14 protein-coding genes are annotated in these 18,938 nt (G+C 68.0%); 5 read left to right on the forward strand and 9 right to left on the reverse strand.

The window, feature by feature from the left end; translation table 11 throughout:
• Window positions 1-3: 3 nt before the first annotated feature.
• A complete protein-coding gene (locus tag MF407_RS08805; protein ID WP_239702046.1) occupies window positions 4-1,257 on the reverse strand; it encodes a hypothetical protein in 1,254 nt (417 codons plus the stop codon).
• Window positions 1,258-1,323: 66 nt separating this feature from the next.
• Here MF407_RS08805 and MF407_RS08810 point away from each other — a divergent pair, with 66 nt between their 5' ends.
• Window positions 1,324-2,430, forward strand: a complete 1,107-nt coding sequence (locus tag MF407_RS08810; protein WP_239702047.1) for a serine hydrolase — start codon at window positions 1,324-1,326, stop codon at window positions 2,428-2,430.
• A 74-nt stretch (window positions 2,431-2,504) separates the two neighbouring features.
• On the opposite strand, the gene MF407_RS08815 is transcribed toward MF407_RS08810, so the two are convergent.
• The 3 genes from MF407_RS08815 to MF407_RS08825 form a co-directional block, all read right to left on the reverse strand.
• Window positions 2,505-5,366, reverse strand: a complete 2,862-nt coding sequence (locus MF407_RS08815) for a vitamin B12-dependent ribonucleotide reductase (protein WP_239702048.1) — start codon at window positions 5,364-5,366, stop codon at window positions 2,505-2,507.
• 86 nt (window positions 5,367-5,452) lie between these two features.
• Window positions 5,453-6,001 carry a transcriptional regulator NrdR gene (gene nrdR, locus MF407_RS08820; protein WP_129624102.1) on the reverse strand — a complete coding sequence of 183 codons (549 nt, stop codon included), beginning with the start codon at window positions 5,999-6,001 and terminating at the stop codon, window positions 5,453-5,455.
• 390 nt (window positions 6,002-6,391) lie between these two features.
• Window positions 6,392-6,772, reverse strand: coding sequence for a LysM peptidoglycan-binding domain-containing protein (locus tag MF407_RS08825; RefSeq protein ID WP_239702049.1), 381 nt, complete (start codon window positions 6,770-6,772; stop codon window positions 6,392-6,394).
• A gap of 332 nt (window positions 6,773-7,104) precedes the next feature.
• On the opposite strand from MF407_RS08825, the gene lexA reads away from it, so the two are divergent.
• On the forward strand, window positions 7,105-7,827 hold the full coding sequence (gene lexA, locus MF407_RS08830; RefSeq protein WP_239702886.1) for a transcriptional repressor LexA: 723 nt from the start codon (window positions 7,105-7,107) through the stop codon (window positions 7,825-7,827).
• Here lexA and MF407_RS08835 read toward each other — a convergent pair whose 3' ends face one another.
• Complete coding sequence (locus tag MF407_RS08835) at window positions 7,828-8,718, reverse strand: Sir2 family NAD-dependent protein deacetylase (RefSeq protein ID WP_129624104.1); 891 nt, start codon at window positions 8,716-8,718, stop codon at window positions 7,828-7,830.
• A gap of 237 nt (window positions 8,719-8,955) precedes the next feature.
• On the opposite strand from MF407_RS08835, the gene MF407_RS08840 reads away from it, so the two are divergent.
• The gene (locus MF407_RS08840) at window positions 8,956-9,120 is read left to right on the forward strand and encodes a hypothetical protein (RefSeq protein WP_239702050.1); all 165 of its coding nucleotides are present in this window, start codon (window positions 8,956-8,958) and stop codon (window positions 9,118-9,120) included.
• 100 nt (window positions 9,121-9,220) lie between these two features.
• Window positions 9,221-10,156 carry a LysR family transcriptional regulator gene (locus MF407_RS08845; RefSeq protein ID WP_129624105.1) on the forward strand — a complete coding sequence of 312 codons (936 nt, stop codon included), beginning with the start codon at window positions 9,221-9,223 and terminating at the stop codon, window positions 10,154-10,156.
• Between the two features lie 19 nt (window positions 10,157-10,175).
• On the opposite strand, the gene MF407_RS08850 is transcribed toward MF407_RS08845, so the two are convergent.
• The 4 genes from MF407_RS08850 to leuS form a co-directional block, all read right to left on the reverse strand.
• Window positions 10,176-12,518 carry a ComEC/Rec2 family competence protein gene (locus tag MF407_RS08850; protein WP_239702051.1) on the reverse strand — a complete coding sequence of 781 codons (2,343 nt, stop codon included), beginning with the start codon at window positions 12,516-12,518 and terminating at the stop codon, window positions 10,176-10,178.
• A gap of 4 nt (window positions 12,519-12,522) precedes the next feature.
• Entirely contained in the window at window positions 12,523-13,569 is a 1,047-nt protein-coding gene (locus tag MF407_RS08855; RefSeq protein WP_239702052.1) for a helix-hairpin-helix domain-containing protein, read from the reverse strand.
• Window positions 13,570-13,660: 91 nt separating this feature from the next.
• Entirely contained in the window at window positions 13,661-14,530 is an 870-nt protein-coding gene (locus MF407_RS08860) for a DegV family protein (RefSeq protein WP_239702053.1), read from the reverse strand.
• A gap of 34 nt (window positions 14,531-14,564) precedes the next feature.
• Window positions 14,565-17,435, reverse strand: a complete 2,871-nt coding sequence (leuS, locus tag MF407_RS08865) for a leucine--tRNA ligase (protein ID WP_239702054.1) — start codon at window positions 17,433-17,435, stop codon at window positions 14,565-14,567.
• Between the two features lie 263 nt (window positions 17,436-17,698).
• Here leuS and MF407_RS08870 point away from each other — a divergent pair, with 263 nt between their 5' ends.
• A complete protein-coding gene (locus MF407_RS08870) occupies window positions 17,699-18,937 on the forward strand; it encodes a geranylgeranyl reductase family protein (protein ID WP_239702055.1) in 1,239 nt (412 codons plus the stop codon).
• Window position 18,938: the final 1 nt, after the last annotated feature.

Consider the following 18,938-nt stretch of genomic DNA (forward strand, 5'->3'; position numbering starts at 1 on the left):
AGGTTAGTCGCCCGGGTGACGCAATGGGAGCTGTTCCACCCCGAGGCGCTCGGCCAGGACGTTGTAGACCTTCGGGTGGTTGAGCAGATCCATGTGATTGACGCCGCCGACGTACGCGGTGTCCCAGGTCTCGCCCTCAAGGCCCGCAGCCGAGGACCGCGACACCATGCCGTCACCCAGCGGACGGCCCCACCACGCGTGCGGCTGCGGCGCGATCATCCCGACGACCGCGAGGTGTCGGATCGGGTGCAGGTGCTTGCGGTCGCGGGCCCGGTGATCCTCCGGATCGTCGGGATCGAAGCCCTTCCAGTCCGCCTCCACGAGGTTGCCGTGGCGCAGATCCTTGATGCCCTGGCTTCGGAACCTGAGCACCCCGCCGGCCCAACGGGTCGCCCGGTGGTTGTCGAACTCCTTCGCCACAACATTCACGCTCTTCTCCAGCAGGGCTCCGTGGTAGGGGGTGCCGAGCGACACGGTGTCGGTGACCAGGCCCGCCCACGGCGCGTCCGGCGCAGCCTGGAGCAGCGCACTGTGCACGACCAGTCCGCCCATCGAGTGGCCGACCAGCACCACCCGATCGACCGGGACTGGCCAGCGTGCGACGAGTCGGGCGAGCATGCGGCCGAGGTCGCGGCCGTTGGTCGAGACGCGCTGGCCGGTGTTGTAGCGCACCCACACCGCCGACCAGTCACCGAGCGATTCGAGGCGGCGGCCGTAGGAGAGTCGGCGGCCCTCGTCGTCGCGGCTCGCGCGCCGCTTCCACATCTGCTCGGTACCCACGAAACCGTGGACGAACACGACGAGGTTCGAGGACGCGTCCGGGTAGGCGTTCGACAGGCCTGCCTTGGTGATCGGCACGTCGTAGCCGGAACGTCGCAAGGTCATCGGGTACGAGATCGGCAGGTCGACGTCGACCAGCCGGTCTCCGGTGAGGCCTTGGACGAACGCCGCCACCGACGTCGCCCGGCGTTTCACCACCCGCGACGGAACTTGTCCCGCAACGAATCCCGCGGCCGGACGTGCGACAACTCCGGTGACGTCGAGTGCCAGTCCCAGTGAGCTGTAGGTGCCGGAGAGGACGACATCGTGGGCGAGCTCGACCGGTGTGACGACAGGCCCGAGCAGGGAGCGCGCCCGACCGAAGATCTTCGTGGTCGCCGACCCGTGGGCATCGCGTAAGCCGGCGACGAAACCACGCGCGTCCTCGCCCGCCGTCTCGGCGCGCGAGGTCGTCCCGGACTTCGTCTTGGCTGTCATCGTTCGCGATGCTACTCGCCAGTACGTGCGCTTGTGTCCTTGTAGGGTCGACACGATGAGGACGCGATGAGGACGAGCCGTCGCCTGACGTACCCCGCGCTGGGCGTGGTCGTCGCCCTGGTGGCCGGTTGCTCTGTCGGCGATGGTGACCCGACTCCCCCACCCACGACGTCCACTGTCCCGTCGAGATCGACCTCTCGCCCTGCGTCTTCGCCGGCGCCGGCTGTTGTCTCCGCGCCCGGCGTCGACCGGAATGCCTGGCGGTCGGTCGACGGCTCCGCCCGTAGGGTCGCCCAGGACGTCGCGCTGTTGGCCGGCTTCGTCACGCCGTCCGGTCAGTTGCAGATCGTGCACCGCAGCGGACCCGTGGACACCCGGCCGATCGCGTCGGTCACCAAGCTGTACGTGATGATCGCGCTGCTGGACGCGATCAGGGCGGGCAGGCTGCGCTGGGACCAGTCGCTCACCCTGCTGCGTGAGGACATCAGCGCAGGCAGCGGCTCGATGGCGGGACGGGGCGTCGGCGTTCGGATCAGGGTGATGGAGGCGGCCGGCGCGATGTTCAAGCAGTCCGACAACACCGCGACCAGCCTGTTGGTCCGGGTGCTCGGCCAGGACGCGATGAAGGCTGCACTGCGCGCTTCGGGTCATTCCCGACCTGATCTGATGATCCCGTTCCTGACGATCCGCGAGGACCTGTGGCTGCTGTACTCCCCCGACCCTGCGGCACAGCGTGCCCGTGCCGGCTGGGCCAAGGCCTCGCAGACGGGACGGCGGCAACTGATCGCACCCTCCCGCCGTGCTGACGCGAGTGGCCCCGACTTCTCGATCGGTGGCTCCTGGCGCAGCGGTCTGGGCTATTTCGCAAGCTCCGAGGACGTTGCCCGGGCCTGGGTGGCGCTCCACACCCGCGCGAAAGCGTCCCGTTCCACCCTCGCCTCGCAGATCATGACCGTGCCCTCACCCGGGTTCACCGCGCCGCGCTCCTGGACGACGGTGTGGTTCAAGAGCGGTGCGCTGGGAGGCATCGAGAACGGCACCTGGTACTCCCCGTCCCCAGAGGGCGACCAAGTGATCGTCGTGCTCGCATCGGGCGGACCGACCATCTCGGGGGTGCGCAGTCTGGCTACCAAGGCAGCCGACGAACTGGAGCGATACGCCCGAAAGCGCTGAGTCGCAACCGTTTCCCGACAGACTCACGACATGACGAAGGGCCGCCGGAAAACCGGCGGCCCTTCGCCCTCGGCTCAGCTGCAGCCGGAGGTGCTTCCGCAACCCTCGCAGACGTAGCAGCTACCGGCCGGACGCATCTTCGTGCCACAGGTCATGCACATCGGAGCGTCGGCGGCCTTGCCCTGGAACTTCTCCATCAGCTCGGCCGAGGAGTGGATCTCCGGGGAGACCTCACGCACGTCGGCAGCACCGGCGCCGGAGCTCGCCTGTGCGGCGGACACCTTCGGCGCCTCCTTGGTGGCGGCCGACTGGGAGAAGTTCTCCAGTTCGCCCTCCACGTCGTCGCCCTCATTCGAGGCGTACGAGCCGGTCTCGAGCTGGCGAGCGCGCTCCTCGGCGCTGTGGATCCCCATGAACGAACGGGTCTCGAAGTCCAGGTGGTCCAGCGCCAGGCGACGGAACACGTAGTCCATGATCGACTGCGCCATCCGCACGTCCGGGTCGTCGGTCATGCCGGCCGGCTCGAAGCGCATGTTGGTGAACTTCTCGACGTAGGTCTCCAGCGGCACGCCGTACTGCAGCGCGACCGAGACGGCGATCGAGAACGCGTCCATCACGCCGGCGAGGGTCGAGCCCTGCTTGCCGAACTTCAGGAACAGTTCACCCAGTTCACCGTTGTCGTAGGTGCTGGCGGTGAGGTAACCCTCGGCGCCACCGACCGCGAACGAGGTGGTCTGGCTGCTGCGACGCTTGGGCAGGCGACGACGGATCGGGCGGTACTCGACGACCTTCTCCGGCTCGGCGGCATCCTGCACCGGCTTAGCCTTGGCCTTGCCGTCGGACAGCGGCTGGCCGACCTTGCAGTTGTCGCGGTAGACCGCGAGCGCCTTCAGGCCGAGCTTCCAGCCCTCCAAGTGGACCTCGGCGATCTCCTCGACGGTCGCCGTCTCCGGCAGGTTGACCGTCTTGGAGATCGCACCCGACAGGAACGGCTGGCAGGCCGCCATCATGCGGACGTGGCCCATCGGGCTGATCGCACGCTCGCCCATTGCGCAGTCGAAGACCTCGTAGTGCTCGGTCTTCAGACCGGGTGCGTCGATGACGTGACCGTTGTTGGCGATGTGCTCGACGATCGCCTCGATCTGCTCGCCCTGGTAGCCGAGCTTCTTCAGCGCCCGCGGGATGGTCTGGTTGACGATCTGCATCGAGCCGCCACCGACGAGCTTCTTGAACTTCACCAGCGAGAAGTCGGGCTCGATACCGGTGGTGTCGCAGTCCATCATGAAGCCGATGGTGCCGGTCGGCGCGAGCACCGAGGCCTGCGCGTTGCGGTAACCGTTCTTCTCACCGAGCTCGATGACATCGGCCCACGCCTTGGTCGCGGCGCGGTGGATGTCGGCGTCCATCGTGTCGAGCGTGCGCACCTGGTCGTTGGCGGCCTGGTGCTTGCGCATGACCTTCTTGTGCGCCTCGGCGTTGCGGGCGTAGCCGGCGTAGGAACCGACGACACCGGCGATCTCGGCAGACCGCTTGTAGGCCGCGCCGGTGAGCAGCGAGGTGATGGCAGCGGCGAGGCTGCGGCCACCCTCGGACTCGTAGCCGTGGCCGGTGGCCATCAGCAGCGCACCGAGGTTGGCGTAACCGATGCCGAGCTGGCGGTAGTCGACGGTGGTCTTGCCGATCGCCTCGGTCGGGAAGTCGGCGAAGCAGATGGAGATGTCCATCGCGGTGATGACCATCTCGACGACCTTCTGGAAGGTCGGCACGTCGAAGGTGTCGTCTTCCTTCAGGAACTTCAGCAGGTTGAGGCTCGCGAGGTTGCAGGAGGAGTTGTCGAGCGACATGTACTCCGAGCACGGGTTGGACGCGGTGATGCGCCCCGACTCGGGGTTGGTGTGCCACGCGTTGATGGTGTCGTCGTACTGCACACCCGGGTCGGCGCACTCCCACGCGGCCTTGTTGATCTTGTCGAACAGCTCGCGGGCGTCGACTTCCTCGATGACCTCACCGGTGCCGCGGGCACGCAGACCGAACGGCTTACCGTCCTCGACCGCACGCATGAACTCGTCGCTGACCCGGACGGAGTTGTTGGCGTTCTGGTACTGGACCGAGTGGATGTCCTTGCCGCCGAGGTCCATGTCGAAACCGGCGTCGCGCAGCGCACGGATCTTGTCCTCCTCGCGCGCCTTGGTCTCGATGAATTCCTCGATGTCGGGGTGGTCGACGTCGAGCACGACCATCTTCGCCGCGCGGCGGGTGGCGCCACCGGACTTGATGGTGCCGGCGGAGGCGTCGGCGCCACGCATGAAGCTGACCGGGCCGCTGGCGGTGCCGCCGCTGGACAACAACTCCTTGGAGGAACGGATCCGCGAGAGGTTCAGGCCGGCACCGGAGCCGCCCTTGAAGATGAAGCCCTCCTCCTTGTACCAGTTGAGAATCGAGTCCATCGAGTCGTCGACGGCGAGGATGAAGCACGCCGAGACCTGCTGGGGGCTCTTGGTGCCGACGTTGAACCACACCGGGGAGTTGAAGCTGAAAACCTGGTGCAGCAGCGACCAGGTGAGCTCGTGCTCGAACAGCGTCGCGTCGTCGTCGGTGGCGAAGTAGCCGAACTCCTTGCCGGCCTTGACGTAGGTCAGCACGACACGGTCGATGAGCTGCTTGAGGCTGGTCTCACGGGCCTCGGTGCCAAGTGCGCCGCGGAAGTACTTCGTGGTGACGATCGTGGACGCGTTCAGCGACCAGAAGTCGGGGAACTCCACGCCACGCTGCTCGAAGATCGTCTCGCCGGTCTTCCAGTTCTGCTGAACGACGTCGCGACGCTCCCAGGTGACCTCGTCATAGGGATGCACGCCCGGGGTGGTGAAGATGCGTTCCACCTTCACACCCTTGCCGCTCTTGCGCGTGCGCGAGCGTGCGTTGGTCGTCTCCGTCATGATGCTCCTCCGTGGGCTTCTCGGTGTGATGCCGGTTGTGAATCTGCGTGTGATTGCTTGGAAATCGGTGGTGCGTGTGCCAGCGGTCAGCGGTCGGTCACGGTTCGATCAGTCTGAACCCGACCACCGACAGCCTCGTCGCCTGTTCGAGCTGCGGCTTGGTGACCGGCCCCGTCGGTCGAGCTGAGATCGCGTTCGGCGCGCAACAGGGCGATGGCTGCCTCGAAGTCGTCGAGATCGTCGAACGCCTGGTAGACGGAGGCGAACCGCAGGTAGGCCACCTCGTCGAGCGTGCGCAGCGGGCCGAGAATCGCCAGTCCCACGTCGTGCGCGTCGATCTCGGCCGCGCCGCCGGAGCGGATGCTCTCCTCCACCTCCTGCGCCAGCAGGGCGAGCTGGTCCTCGGACACAGGCCGGCCCTGGCAGGCCTTGCGGACGCCCACGAGCACCTTCTGCCGGGAGAACGGTTCGCTGGCGCCGGACCGCTTGACCACCGTGAGGCCGGCGGTCTCCATGGTGGAGAACCGCTTGCCGCACGACGGGCACTGGCGACGCCGTTTGATGGAGGTGCCGTCATCACTGCTGCGGCTGTCGACGACCCGGGAGTCGTCGTGTCGGCAGAACGGGCAGTGCATGGTCACCTCCTGGTGATGATCCGGGTCGGTTCGGCTCGCAAGGGCATAGGAATGCCCGGGCCACGAGGCCTTGATCGGCCCGATTGGGGATGTTCTTGTGGATAACCGGTGAAGAAGCCCGTCATTTCTGTTGAGATCCTGGGGACCTACATGTGGACAACTTACATCGGTGTAACTACTAGATGTAGGGATGCTATTCCGTTTCGACCCCAAGATGCAAGGTGTGGATCGGAAAGTCTCTCGGCCGGTCCGGCACGTTCACCAAACGTGCTGGTCACGGCGCCGAGGCGTTCGCGACTGGTCGCGACACGCCCGCGAGGCCCCGTGACACACCCGAGCCCCGTTCCCGACGATCGGGAGACGGGGCGCGCCATGTGAGCGAAGTCGTCGTCAGCGAGGAGCCGTCAACGACTGGCCCGGGTGGACATGCAGAGTATTGAGGTCGTTCGCGAGCTGAAGGCGCACGACCGCTTCGGCGACCGGCAACTGCGGGTAGGCCTGGTGCGCAACCTCGGACAGCGTCTGCCCCGGCTGCACCACCAACTGCGTCGTCGACGGCGAGGAGGCGAACGCCCGCCCGGCACCCCAGCCCGCCGCGATCAGGGTGGTGAGCACGAGCACGGCGAGCACGCGACGGCCGCGCATGGTGAGCCGAACCTCGTCCCGGTCGACTCGTGCGACCGGCTGGTTCGACGGCACGAGGGTCAGGTGACGCCGGCGCTGCAGTGTGCGGACCACACGCGGCTGATCCCAGTGAGCAACTGCACTCATGATGTTCTCCGTCCCTGGCGCGAGGCGCCGGATCAAGTTCTCCTTCGCACACGTGTGCGATAGAACGTCTGTACGATGTATAGCACGACTGTTCGAATGATGCGAGACACGCCTCGTACAAATGTTTGAAAACTGTGTCCGAGCCGCATAGCCTCTTTCCATGCTCCGCAGCCTGGCACCGACCACCGACAACCTCCCTCGAAGAGCGCTACACGGCTCGCCGACAGCGGCTTCATCGGTCGTCCAGGATGCATCACCCCGGGCATGCAGGGCCGTACCGATCGACCCGCCCGCACCACCTCACCGACGGCATGACGAAGGACGCAGACGACATGGCCAAGATCCACCAGCTGCCCGACGACGAGGGCGGCGTAGCGCTGACCACCCGCCAGCGCAAGGTCCTCGAAGTGATCCGCAACTCCGTCGACCGGCGCGGCTACCCGCCGAGCATGCGGGAGATCGGTGAGGCCGTCGGCCTGACCAGCCCGAGTTCGGTGGCCCACCAACTGTCGATGCTGGAGCGCAAGGGTTATCTGCGCCGTGACCCCAACCGTCCCCGCGCGATCGAGGTCATCTCCCCCGATCACCAGCAGGACAAGCGGGGCGTGCGTGGCGGTTCCAGCGTCACCTCGAGCGACGACTCCACCATCGACGAGACCGGCGCCGGCGACCAGCGTCCGGCAGCCTCCTACGTGCCCGTCGTCGGACGCATCGCGGCCGGCGGGCCGATCCTGGCCGAAGAGGTCGTCGAAGACGTCTTCCCGTTGCCCAAGCAGATCGTCGGTGAGGGCGACCTGTTCCTGCTCAAGGTGGTCGGTGACTCGATGGTCGACGCCGCGATCTGCGACGGCGACTGGGTCGTCGTGCGCCAGCAGCCGACCGCGACCAACGGCGACATCGTCGCCGCGATGCTCGACAACGAAGCCACCGTCAAGACGTTCAAGCGTCGCGACGGCAAGGTCTGGCTGATGCCGCACAACCCGGCGTACGACCCGATCGACGGTGACCACGCGGTGATCCTCGGCAAGGTCACGGCCGTCCTGCGGCGGGTCTGATCACCGGCGTCGATCGCCGCTCGCGTCCCGGTCGACGTCACCCAGTACGTCCCACACCGCCTCCTGCAGCACCTCGCTCAGGGGGCGGTGTACGTGTCTGGTGGCCAGATGTTCCGCTCGCGACCAACCGGTGTTGACCAGCACGATCGGGATGTCGCGCTCGGCAGCACGCCGCGCGAAACGGAAGCCGGACATCACACCGAGCGAGGATCCGACCACCAGCAGCGACTTTGCCCGCTCGAGACGGTTGAAGCAATGGGCGACCAGATCCTTGGGTACCGATTCGCCGAACATCACGACGTCCGGCTTCAGCAGGTCGCTGCCACAGGTCGGGCACACCACCAGTTCGATGTCATGGATCAGCGAGGGGTCGATGTCGACGTCGCCATCCGGGCGCAGCGGCAGGTCGCGCGCCCTCTCGGCGTCCTGCGCGAACACCGGATTGCGCGTGGCGAACTGCTGCTGGATCCACTCTCGGTCGGCAAGCGCCCGGCAGTTCAGGCAGACGGCTCGCCCGAGGTTGCCGTGCAACTCGATGACATCGCGGGACCCTGCCTGCTGGGCCAGGCCGTCGACGTTCTGGGTGATCGTCGTCTCGAACAGGCCCGCCTTCTCCAGCGCGGCGAGGTGACGGTGCGCTTCGTTGGGCCGCGCCGTCCGGAACCTCTCCCATCCGACATAGGACCGGCTCCAATAGCGTTGCCGCGCAGCGACTCCGGCCCGGAACTCGCTCACGGTCATGGGCTCCACACGGCGTACCCCGTCCGGTCCGCGGTAATCGGGCAGCCCGGATTCGGTGGACAGCCCGGCCCCGGTCATGACCAACACGTCGCCCTCGCGGAGCAGGTGTGCCAGGTGGCTGCGGTCGTCCATCGGACCTTCGTTCTCCATGGGTCGGGTCTGTTCCGAGTTCGAGGCCGCGGCTCATCGAGAGCCGGCGGGCGCATCGGTTCGTACGCTATCGGGGTGGGTCACGCTGGGTTGGCTCGCGGTGATGGGCGACAGCTGTCTCCACGGCCGGACGCGCGAACACGACCGAGGCCCCTTCGCCCCTGATCCTGCCGTTGTTGCTGGTGGTGGCGCACAGGGGCCACCGCCCCGATCAGCCGCGCCGGAGGCGGTGCGGCGGTGGCCTGGATGATGCACTCGGCGCTGCTGGTCGCCATCGGTTCGGCCGTCATGGCCCTGGGCGTCAGGCAAGGATTCGCCGCAGCGTCCCTCTGCCTCATCCTCGGGCTGGCCAGAGCCCAGGCGGGCGCTCGACCGACGTCGTTCGGGCCACGCCCGAGCTGATCGGCACACCGGCGTTCCTGGACCGGTGAGGATCTGCGGCTCGCGCTGCGATTTCATGCTGAGCAGGCGGGTCGGTCGAACGGTTTGTAGGCTGGTGCGCATGATCGACGCTGCCGGCCTCCGGGTGATTCGTGCCATCGCTGACGAGGGCAGTTTCACCGCCGCGGCGTCGTCGCTCGGTTACTCCCAGCCCGCCATCTCCCAGATGGTCCGTCGCCTCGAAGAGCGCTTGGGCACTCCCCTGGTCGAACGACTGGGCCGCAACGTGCGACTCACCGAAGCCGGTGAAGTCCTGGCCCGCCACGCCGGCGCGGTCCTCGGCGCGATCAGCGCGGCCGAATCCGAGGTCGCGGCGATCGCCGGTCTCCAGTCAGGACGCGTCCGACTCATGGCCTTCCCCTCCTCGTCCTCGACGCTGGTGCCGAAGGCACTGTCGCTGGTGAAGAAGCGTTTCCCGCAGGTGCAGGTGAGCTTCGCAGAGGGTGAGCCACCGGAGTCGCTGGCGGCCCTGCGAGCCGGCGAGTGTGACGTCGCTGTGGCCTTCACCTATGACGGGCTGGAGATCAGCAGCGACCACCTCGACGACTTCGAGGTCAAGGAACTTCTGCTCGACCACGTTCGGATCGCCCTGCCGCTGGACCACCCACTTGCTTCTCAGGACAGTGTCGACCTCGCGGCTCTCGCCGAAGCGCCGTGGATCGCCGGTTGTCCGCGTTGCCGTGGACACCTGCTCTCGCTCGCAGCAGCCGCCGGGTATCGCCCGGACGTCGCGTTCGAGACCGAGGACTACGTGGCCGTTCTCGGTCTGGTCGCCGAAGGTCTGGGCGTCGCCCTGGTGCCCGATCTGATCCTGCGGTCGGCACCGAACGCACGGGTCAAGGTGCTGCCCATCGACCCGCCCTCCCACCGCACCGTGTACGCGGTGACGACCCCCGACCTGACCCGCGTACCGGCGGTCGCCGCGATGATCGACGCCCTCGTGGAAGCAGCCGGCGACTCCTCCTGCGTCGGCGACCTGGCGAAACAGCCTGTCTGACAACGCAATCGATAGCCCGTCAGCCGGAGCTGCTGACCGAGACGCCACCGTCCGTATGCGGGTGGACGAACAGCATGCCGTCCTGATCGGTGCGCAACACGGTGCATCCGGCGAGCAGTCGTAACGTCACCGGCGCCGGGTGCCCGTAGTCGTTGTCTGCGCCGACCCCGATCAGGCAGACCCGCGGGCGCACCACCGCCATCAGATCTGCGTCCTGGTTGGCCGAACCGTGGTGGGCCACCTTGAGCACGTCGAAGGATCCCTCCCCCGCGGCCTGGAGTTCCTGTCGGACGGCGCGTCCGGCATCCCGTTCGATGTCGCCGGTGAACAACGCCCGGACGCCCCCGGCGACGACCGCGAGCACCACGCTCGCGTTGTTCTGCACCGATCCGGTCTCGAGTGTGCGGGCCGGCCACAGCACCTTCCCCGTGATGCCAGGTGCGTCCACGCTGTCGCCGCGCCGCACCAACCGCACCGGTACGCGTGCGCGTGCGGCGAGAGCCAGCGTCGGTTCACGGCGTGATGCCTCCTCGTGCGGGCCGGCGTCGTCCTCACCCTCGACGAAGGTCGCGACAAGCTCTCGCACCGTGCGGCCGCTGCGCAGTACCCCGGCAAGCCCATCGACGTGGTCGGCGTGGAAATGGGTGAGCACAACGGCGTCGATCCGTTCGACGCCGAGGCGGCTCAGGCAACTGTCGACGGTGTCGGGTTCGGGACCGGTATCGATCAGCAACACTCCGCCCTGGGGTGATCGGACGATCGTCGCGTCTCCTTGCCCCACGTCACACATGGCGACGGTCCACCCTCGCGACGGAGGTGCGGCGGGCACCGGAACGACGAGGGCCAGCGCGATGACCGCGGCAGCGGCGCCGTGCCACGGTCGGGCCGCGGCCTGGTGCGCCCACCAGTGCCCGGTGGTCAGCACCAGCGCGATGACGAGGACCAGCAGGGCGAGCCCGACCCAGCCTCCGGGCCAGGGCAGCGTTCCATAGGGCAGGTCGGCCCCGAGGTGCGCGATCGTGGCGATTCCCCAGGCCGGGAGACCGGCCACCCAGGCGAGCAACTGGGCGAGCGGCTGCAACACCGGTGCGCTGCAGACGACCAGCACTCCGGCGACCGTCGCGATCGGTACCAACGGTGCGGCCAGGACGTTCGCGGGCACTCCGACCAGGCTGACGCCGGGCTGGAGCAGCAGGGTGAGCGGTGCGCAGAAGACTTGAGCTGCCAGAGGAACGCAGATGGCTTCCGCGAGTGGTGCACACCGTCTCGGGAGATATCGGGCGATGGCATCCGCCCACCGCCGGGCGAACAGCAACAGCCCGAGGGTGGCGAAACTGGACAGGATGAACCCGAAGGAGCGAGCCAGGTGCGGGTCGATCGCGAGCAGCACCAGTATCGCTCCGGCCAGTGCCGGGGCTCCTGCGCGCCGCGACCCGCCGCGCAGCGCCAGCAGCCCGACCACTCCCATCGCCGAGGCCCGCACGACCGACGGTTCGGGTCGACAGAGCATCACGAACAGGGCGAGGCCGAGGAGCGCGAACGGCAGGCGCCATCGCCGCGGAATCCGCAGGTAGCCGGCCAGTCCTTGCACGCACATCAGGACGACGGTGACGTTGCTGCCGGAGACCGCGTTGAGGTGGGTCATTCCGGTGGCCTGCATGTCGTCCTTCAGTTCCTGCGGCATGCGGCTGGTGTCACCGATGACCAGTGCCGGCACCAGCCCGGCGGGGTCGGTCGGCAAGCCCTCGGTGCTGTCGCGCAGACCGGTTCGTAGGTGTTCGACGGTCTCTTCGATCCGTCCTGCCGGGTGGGTGCGCTGCACCTGACGAATGCGAAGGATCGCTCGTACGTCGGCACCCGTCTCGGCGGGTTGGAGGCGTCCCGCGGCGACGACGGTGTCGTGCCAGCGCAGCCGGCCCACGTCCTGCCCGCCGAACGCGAGAATCGGCGTTCGTGCACCGGCCACCTCGCCGCGTCCGGAGATCCGCGTGGCCTGCAGGCGAACGCGCCAGACCTGCTCTGCGCCGAAGCGGGACCGGACCGGTGCCGGATCGGAGACCACCCTCGCCTCGAGACGGACGGAGGCGCCACGCTCAGCAAGCGTTGGTACCAAGCCGGCTTGTGCGACAGCGCGATGCCCGAGGACGGCGGTGAGGATGAAGGTCGTTGCCAGAGCGCAGAACCCGATCATTCGTACGGTTGGTCTGCCCAATCCGCAGCAGCCGATTCCGGTGACGAGACACCCGACGAGAACGGCGATCACCAGCGAAGTGGCGACACCGAGGAGTGCGGCAGCGACGCCCCAGGCGATCAGTGCCGGCAGGAGCAGACGGAGGTCGAGGGCACGGTGCGTCTGCTCCATCAGGTCACACGGTGACCAGCGGGCGCAGCCGCTCCAGCAGCTTGTCGCCGATACCGCTCACCTCACCGAGTTCGTCGACGCTGCTGAACCTGCCGTTCGTGGTACGCCACTCGATGATCCGCGCTGCCAGCACCGGGCCGACCCCCGGAAGTGCGTCCAGGTCCGCCACGGTGGCGGTGTTCAGGGGGATCGGTCCGGCGGGTATGCCGGCTTTCGTCGACGCTGTGCCCTCGCCTGACTGCGCGGCCGGCGCCGGCGCAGGCATCGGGCTCTCCCCCGGCCTGGGCACCTGCACCTGTTCTCCGTCGGTGACCAGGCGGGCAAGGTTGACCGCTGACAGGTCTGCGCCTCGCCCCGCACCACCGGCCGCACGGATGGCGTCCTCGACCCGGGACCCTGATGTGAGCCGTACCACGCCTGGACGCTGCACCTGACCGACCACGTGAACCAGGAGGCTCGTCGGCGAAACTGCGGCGGCCGAGGTGGCGTACGGTGCTTGACCTCCCCTCCCACCCGGTGCGGTAGCAGCGGCCGAGCCGGTCGTTGTCACAGCTGTTGAGGCGGCGGGCGCGAGTGGCACGGGCTCGGCCGCGCTCCGGGCCGAGAACACCCGTACGCCGAACACGACCCCCGCCACCAACAGGACCACGAGGGCTCCGATCAGAGCGGCGCGACCGGGATGTGTGTCGACCTCGGTGTCGGGCAACGGTGTTCGGAACAAGGGGGTGTGGGGACTGACCCGTTCGCTGTCGCGCCGGTTCCCGCCTCCGAGACCTTGATGACGCCGATCGGCCCGGCTACGCGGCTCGTCCTCGACCGTCTCGCCCTCCATCCCCGAAGCGTCGAAGTCGTCGAGATCGCCATCGGTTCCCGGGCCCCGGCGGTCCGGAATGTGTGTCGCCGCAGCACGTCGACGACGGCCGGGCAGCGCCGGCCACAGCGGACGACGGTCGATCAGATCGTCCTCGTCCGGCAGCCACGGCGTCCGCCGACCTTCGTCGAGTTCGGCGAGGATCGCGGCGAGTCGATCGGGTGGCTGGTTGCGTGACATGCCAGGCACGTTAGGTCGGCTTCGCAGAACGCGTCGCCGGCCGATGCTCAGCCTGTGGAGAACTGCGCCGCAGGAGAAGGGCTGTGGAGGATCAGGCGCCCGGAGCGCGACAGCGCGGAGCCACCGCCACCGCGATCGTGCCCGGGCCCACGTGCGCACCGACGGCGGCACCGAGTTCGACCAGCAACACTCGACGGGCGTCCGGCACCGCTTCCGCAAGATCTTCGGCAAGCTGCTCGGCTCGTTCGAGCGCATCCAGGTGGTGCACAGCGACGTCAACTCCGTCGCCGGAATCGAGTTCGACCGCAGCCTGCCGGGCGAGGCTCTTCAACCGTGCCAACGCCTTGGACGTGGTGCGTACCCGCTCGAGGGGCTCGATGTAGCCGTCGGTGAGGGTCAGCAGCGGTTTGATGGACAGGGCCGACCCCACCAGCGAGGAGGCCCGCCCGATGCGTCCGCCGCGCCGCAGGTATTCCAGCGTGTCGACGTAGAAGTAGGTGTGCGACCTCGCCGCGACGTCGCAGGCGATGCGTTCCACCTCGTCCACCGTCGCGCCTTCGTCGACTGCACCCGCTGCGGCAAGGACTGCGAACCCCATTGCCATTCCGATGGATTCGCTGTCGATCACACGGACGTCGGCATCGCAGGACGCCGCGGCGATCTCGGCCGACGCGAGGGTGGCCGACATCTGTCGTGACAGGTGGATCGAGACGATCTGGTCGACGCCGCGCGCGATGAGGTCCTCGTAGACCTCCAGGAACGCACCCGGCGACGGCCTTGAGGTAGAGACCGGACGGTGCTCGCGCAGCGCTGCTGCGACGTCGGATGCGCTCACGTCGACGCCTTCGTCGTGTGAGACACCGTCGACCGCGACGTGCAGCGGCACCACGAACACGCGTCCGCGCACCGCGACATGCGTGGGCAGGTAGGCGGAGGAGTCGGTCACGACCGCGATCGTCATCGCATCTCCTCCCCTACCCGCCGACGCTGGTTCATCATCCGACGACGACGTTGACCAGCTTCGGGGCCCGCACGATGACCTTGCGAACCTGCTTGTCCCCCATGGCCGCTCGCACACGGTCGCTCGCCAGCGCGGCCGCTTCGAGGTCGGCGTCACTGACGTCGGCCGCGACCTCCAGCCGGTCGCGGACCTTGCCCAGCACCTGCACGACACAGGTGACGGTGTCGTCGACCAGCAACGCCGGGTCGGCCTGCGGGAACGGCTCGAACGTGATCGTCGAGGTATGGCCCAGGCGCTGCCACAGTTCCTCGGCGATGTGCGGGGCCATCGGTGAAACCATCTGCACCAGCGACTCGACCACGGCACGCGGCACGTCGTCCAGCTTGGTCAGTGCGTTGTTCAGTTCGATCAGCTTGGCGACCGCAGTGTTGTAGCTCAGCTGCGAGTAGTCGCGACCGACGCCGTCGATCGTCCTGTGCAGCAAGCGTTTCGTCGCCTCGTCCGGCTCACCGTCGACGACCCGCACCTGCCCGGTCTCCTCGTCGACGACATTGCGCCACAGCCGCTGCAGGAAGCGCTGCGACCCGACGACCGCACGCGTCTCCCACGGACGCGACTGGTCCAGCGGACCCATCGACATCTCATAGATGCGGAAGGTGTCGGCGCCGTACTGGTCGCACATCTCGTCGGGCGTGACGACGTTCTTCAGCGACTTGCCCATCTTCCCGTACTCGCGGGTGACGACCTGTCCGTTCCAGGTGTAGGTCGTGCCGTCGGCGTCGGTCGTCTCCTGCACCTCGGCTGCTGGGACCGGCTGGCCGCGGTGGTCGCGGAACGCGTACGCCTGCACGTAGCCCTGGTTGAACAGACGGCGGAACGGTTCCTCGGACGTGATCTCGCCCAGGTCGAACAACACCTTGTGCCAGAAGCGGGCGTACAGCAGGTGCAGCACCGCGTGTTCGACGCCACCGACGTACAGGTCGACGCCACCGGTGTCGTTCGGCCTGCCCTCGCCCGCGCCGCGCCCGGGACCCATCCAGTACTCCTCGCACTCGCGGTCGACGAAGCGCTCGGTGTTCTCCGGGTCGGTGTATCGCATTTCGTACCAACAGGATCCGGCCCAGTTGGGCATCGTGTCGGTTTCGCGGCGGTAGGTCTTCGGTCCGTCACCCAGGTCCAGCTCGACGTTGACCCACTCAGTCGCGCGCGACAGCGGCGACTCGGGCATGGAGTCCTTGTCGTCAGGTTCGTAGGTCTTGGGCGAGTAGTCGGCGACCTCGGGCAACTGCACCGGCAGCATCGACTCCGGCACCGAGTGCGCCGCACCGGACTCGTCGTACACGATCGGGAAGGGCTCGCCCCAGTAGCGCTGCCGGCTGAACAGCCAGTCGCGCAGCTTGTAGTTGATCGTGCCGTTGCCGATGCCCTCGGCTTCGACGAACTGGATGATCTTCGCTTTGGCGTCGGCTACTCCCAAGCCGTCCAAGGAGATTAGCTCGTTGGCAGAGTTGATCGCCGCGCCGTCCCCGGTGAAAGGCTGGTCGTCGGGATGGCCGTCGGACGGCTGCACGGTACGCACGATCGGCAGGTCGAACGCGGACGCGTAAGCCCAGTCGCGCTCGTCCTGACCGGGCACGGCCATGATCGCGCCGGTGCCATAACCCATCAGCACGTAGTCGGCGATGAACACCGGCACCGGCCGCCCGGTCACCGGGTTGGTCGCGAACGTGCCGGTGAACACTCCGGTCTTGGTCTTCTCGTCGGCCTGCCGCTCGACCTCGCTCTTGCGCGAGGCGGCCAGCCGGTAGTCGGCGACCGCGGTGCGCGGATCGCCGTGGCCGCCGGTCCAGGCCTGCTTGGTGCCCTCGGGCCACGTCGTGGGGGTCATCGCGTCGACCAACGGGTGTTCGGGGGCCAGCACCATGAAGGTGGCGCCGAAGATGGTGTCCGGACGCGTGGTGAACACTTCGATGGACGCGTCGATGCCGTTGACCGGGAAGCGCAGGGCCGCACCCTGCGAGCGCCCGATCCAGTTGCGCTGCATGGCCTTGATCGACTCGGGCCAGTCCAGCCGGTCCAGGTCGTCGATCAGGCGGTCGGCGTACGCCGTGATGCGCATCATCCATTGCGACAGGTTGCGCCGGAAGACCGGCATGTCGCCGCGTTCGGTCAGGCCCTCGTTGGTGACCTCCTCGTTGGCGACGACGGTGCCCAGACCGGGCGCCCAGTTGACCGGCACTTCCTTCTTGTACGCCAGACGGCGTGCGTCGACGGCTGCGATGCGCTCGGCGTCCGACAGGTCGGCCCAGGCCGCACCGCTCGGGGTGGCGATTTCACCGCTTTCGTAGGCCGAGACCAGGTCCTCAATCGGTCGGGCCTTGCCCGCGCGCTCGTCGTGCCAGGAGTTGTAGATGCGCAGGAAAATCCACTGCGTCCACTTGTAGTACTCGGGATCGATCGTCGCGAACGAGCGGCGCAGATCGTGCGACAACCCCAGCTGCCGCAGCTGTCGCCGGTAGGTGACGATGTTGTCCTCGGTGGTCTTGCGCGGGTGCTGGCCGGTCTGCACCGCGTACTGCTCGGCCGGCAGGCCGAAGGCGTCGAAGCCCATCGTGTACAGCACGTTCTTGCCGGTCATGCGCTGGTAGCGCGCGCAGACGTCGGTCGCGATGAAGCCCAGCGGGTGGCCGACGTGCAGGCCCGCGCCGCTGGGGTAGGGGAACATGTCCTGCAGGAAGTACTTCTGCTTGCCGTCGGCGGACGGGTCGGCCCACGGGCCGCTCGGGTTAGGCGCCTGGAAGGTGCCCTGCTCCTCCCACCGGTCCTGCCAGCGGCGTTCGATCTCACCGGCGGTCTGCGCGGTGTACCGGAACTTCGGGGTGTCGCTCTGGTTGCTGTCGCTCATGGTGCCCTCACGTCGTTTCGTCTGCTCGTTGTCTGCCGTGTCGCGTTCTGCGGCACCGAACCGTGCCAACAAGAAGCCCCTCGCTCATCAGGCAAGGGGCGGCCGCGCTGAGGTCCGGTCTGTTCAGCGCGGCGTTCGAAGCAGAAGCAGGCGATGCATGCAGCAGAGAATATCGCAGCTGCGAGACCTGCCGCCCCGGGAGCAGGCACTGCCGGTTCGACGCCGAATTGGCACCGCGCGACGGCCCTGAGAGAATCGCTGCCATGCCCGCTGCGACACACACTGATGTCCTCGTCGTCGGGGCCGGCCCCGCCGGTTCGGCTGCGGCCACCTGGGCCGCCCGTTACGGCCTGGACGTCGTCCTCGCCGACGCGGCGGTCTTCCCCCGCGACAAGACCTGCGGTGACGGGCTCACCCCTCGCGCGATCGGTGAACTCCACCGTCTCGGACTCACCGACTGGGTTTTCGCGCACACCGTCAACCAGGGTCTGCGGGCACACGGGTTCGGGCAGCGGCTCGAACTGCCTTGGCCGCAGGTCGAAGGTCTGCCCGACCGCGGATCGGCCGTTCCGCGTACCGAGTTGGACGACCACCTCCGCACCACCGCCCTGAAGGCAGGCGCGGTCGGGGTCGAGGGTGCGCGGGCGATCGACACTCGACTGGACGGCGGACGAGTCCGCGCCGTCACCTTCCGCGGCGCCGAGGGCACCTTCGAGATCGAGTGCGAGCGGCTGGTCGTCGCAGACGGTGTGCGCTCCCCGCTCGGCAAGGTGCTCGGGCGCGAATGGCACCGCGACACCGTGTACGCCGTCGCCGGCCGCTCGTATGTCACCTCGACGATGAGCGACGACCCGTGGATCTCCTCCCACCTCGAGCTCCGTGGCGAGCAAGGCCAGATTCTGTCCGGATACGGCTGGGTGTTCCCGCTCGGCGACGGTTCGGTCAACCTCGGTGCGGGTACCCTCGCCACATCCAAACGTCCGGCCGACGTGGCGATCAAGCCACTGATGAAGGTGTACGCCGACACCATCGGCGACGAGTTCGGCCTGTCCGGCGAACTGCGAAACCCGACGTCCGCGCTGCTGCCGATGGGCGGGGCGGTGTCGAACGTCGCCGGCCCGAACTGGGCACTCATCGGCGACGCCGCCGCGTGCATCAACCCGCTCAACGGCGAGGGCATCGACTACGGCCTGGAGACCGGTCGCTTCATCGCCGACATGCTCGTCGCCGGCGACCCGCTCGAAACCGCATGGCCGGCGCTGCTGACCGAGCACTACGGCGAGGCGTTCTCCGTGGCCCGCCGGCTCGCCGGAGTGTTCAGCAACCCCAAGCTGTTGACTGCGCTCGGCCCGGTCGGCATGCGCTCGGATTTCCTGATGACTCTGGCGCTGCGCTGGATGGGCAACCTGGTCACCGAGCAGGACCGCGACCGCGCGGCCCGTATCTGGCGTTGGGCCGGACGTCGCTCGGTCGCCATCGACGCCCGCCCGCCGTTCAGCTGAC

This window comes from Yimella sp. NH-Cas1 (assembly GCF_022359705.1).
Lineage (GTDB): Bacteria > Actinomycetota > Actinomycetes > Actinomycetales > Dermatophilaceae > Yimella > Yimella lutea.

Excerpts from the sequence above, each read along its gene's own strand:
- MF407_RS08870 (WP_239702055.1), top strand. The coding sequence starts at position 17,699 with ATGCCCGCTGCGACACACACTGATGTCCTCGTCGTCGGGGCCGGCCCC.
- MF407_RS08810 (WP_239702047.1), top strand. The coding sequence starts at position 1,324 with ATGAGGACGAGCCGTCGCCTGACGTACCCCGCGCTGGGCGTGGTCGTC.
- MF407_RS08860 (WP_239702053.1), bottom strand. The coding sequence starts at position 14,530 with ATGACGATCGCGGTCGTGACCGACTCCTCCGCCTACCTGCCCACGCAT.
- MF407_RS08855 (WP_239702052.1), bottom strand. The coding sequence starts at position 13,569 with ATGTCACGCAACCAGCCACCCGATCGACTCGCCGCGATCCTCGCCGAA.
- nrdR (WP_129624102.1), bottom strand. The coding sequence starts at position 6,001 with ATGCACTGCCCGTTCTGCCGACACGACGACTCCCGGGTCGTCGACAGC.
- MF407_RS08825 (WP_239702049.1), bottom strand. The coding sequence starts at position 6,772 with ATGAGTGCAGTTGCTCACTGGGATCAGCCGCGTGTGGTCCGCACACTG.
- MF407_RS08805 (WP_239702046.1), bottom strand. The coding sequence starts at position 1,257 with ATGACAGCCAAGACGAAGTCCGGGACGACCTCGCGCGCCGAGACGGCG.
- MF407_RS08850 (WP_239702051.1), bottom strand. The coding sequence starts at position 12,518 with ATGGAGCAGACGCACCGTGCCCTCGACCTCCGTCTGCTCCTGCCGGCA.
- leuS (WP_239702054.1), bottom strand. The coding sequence starts at position 17,435 with ATGAGCGACAGCAACCAGAGCGACACCCCGAAGTTCCGGTACACCGCG.
- MF407_RS08815 (WP_239702048.1), bottom strand. The coding sequence starts at position 5,366 with ATGACGGAGACGACCAACGCACGCTCGCGCACGCGCAAGAGCGGCAAG.
- lexA (WP_239702886.1), top strand. The coding sequence starts at position 7,105 with ATGGCCAAGATCCACCAGCTGCCCGACGACGAGGGCGGCGTAGCGCTG.
- MF407_RS08845 (WP_129624105.1), top strand. The coding sequence starts at position 9,221 with ATGATCGACGCTGCCGGCCTCCGGGTGATTCGTGCCATCGCTGACGAG.
- MF407_RS08835 (WP_129624104.1), bottom strand. The coding sequence starts at position 8,718 with ATGGAGAACGAAGGTCCGATGGACGACCGCAGCCACCTGGCACACCTG.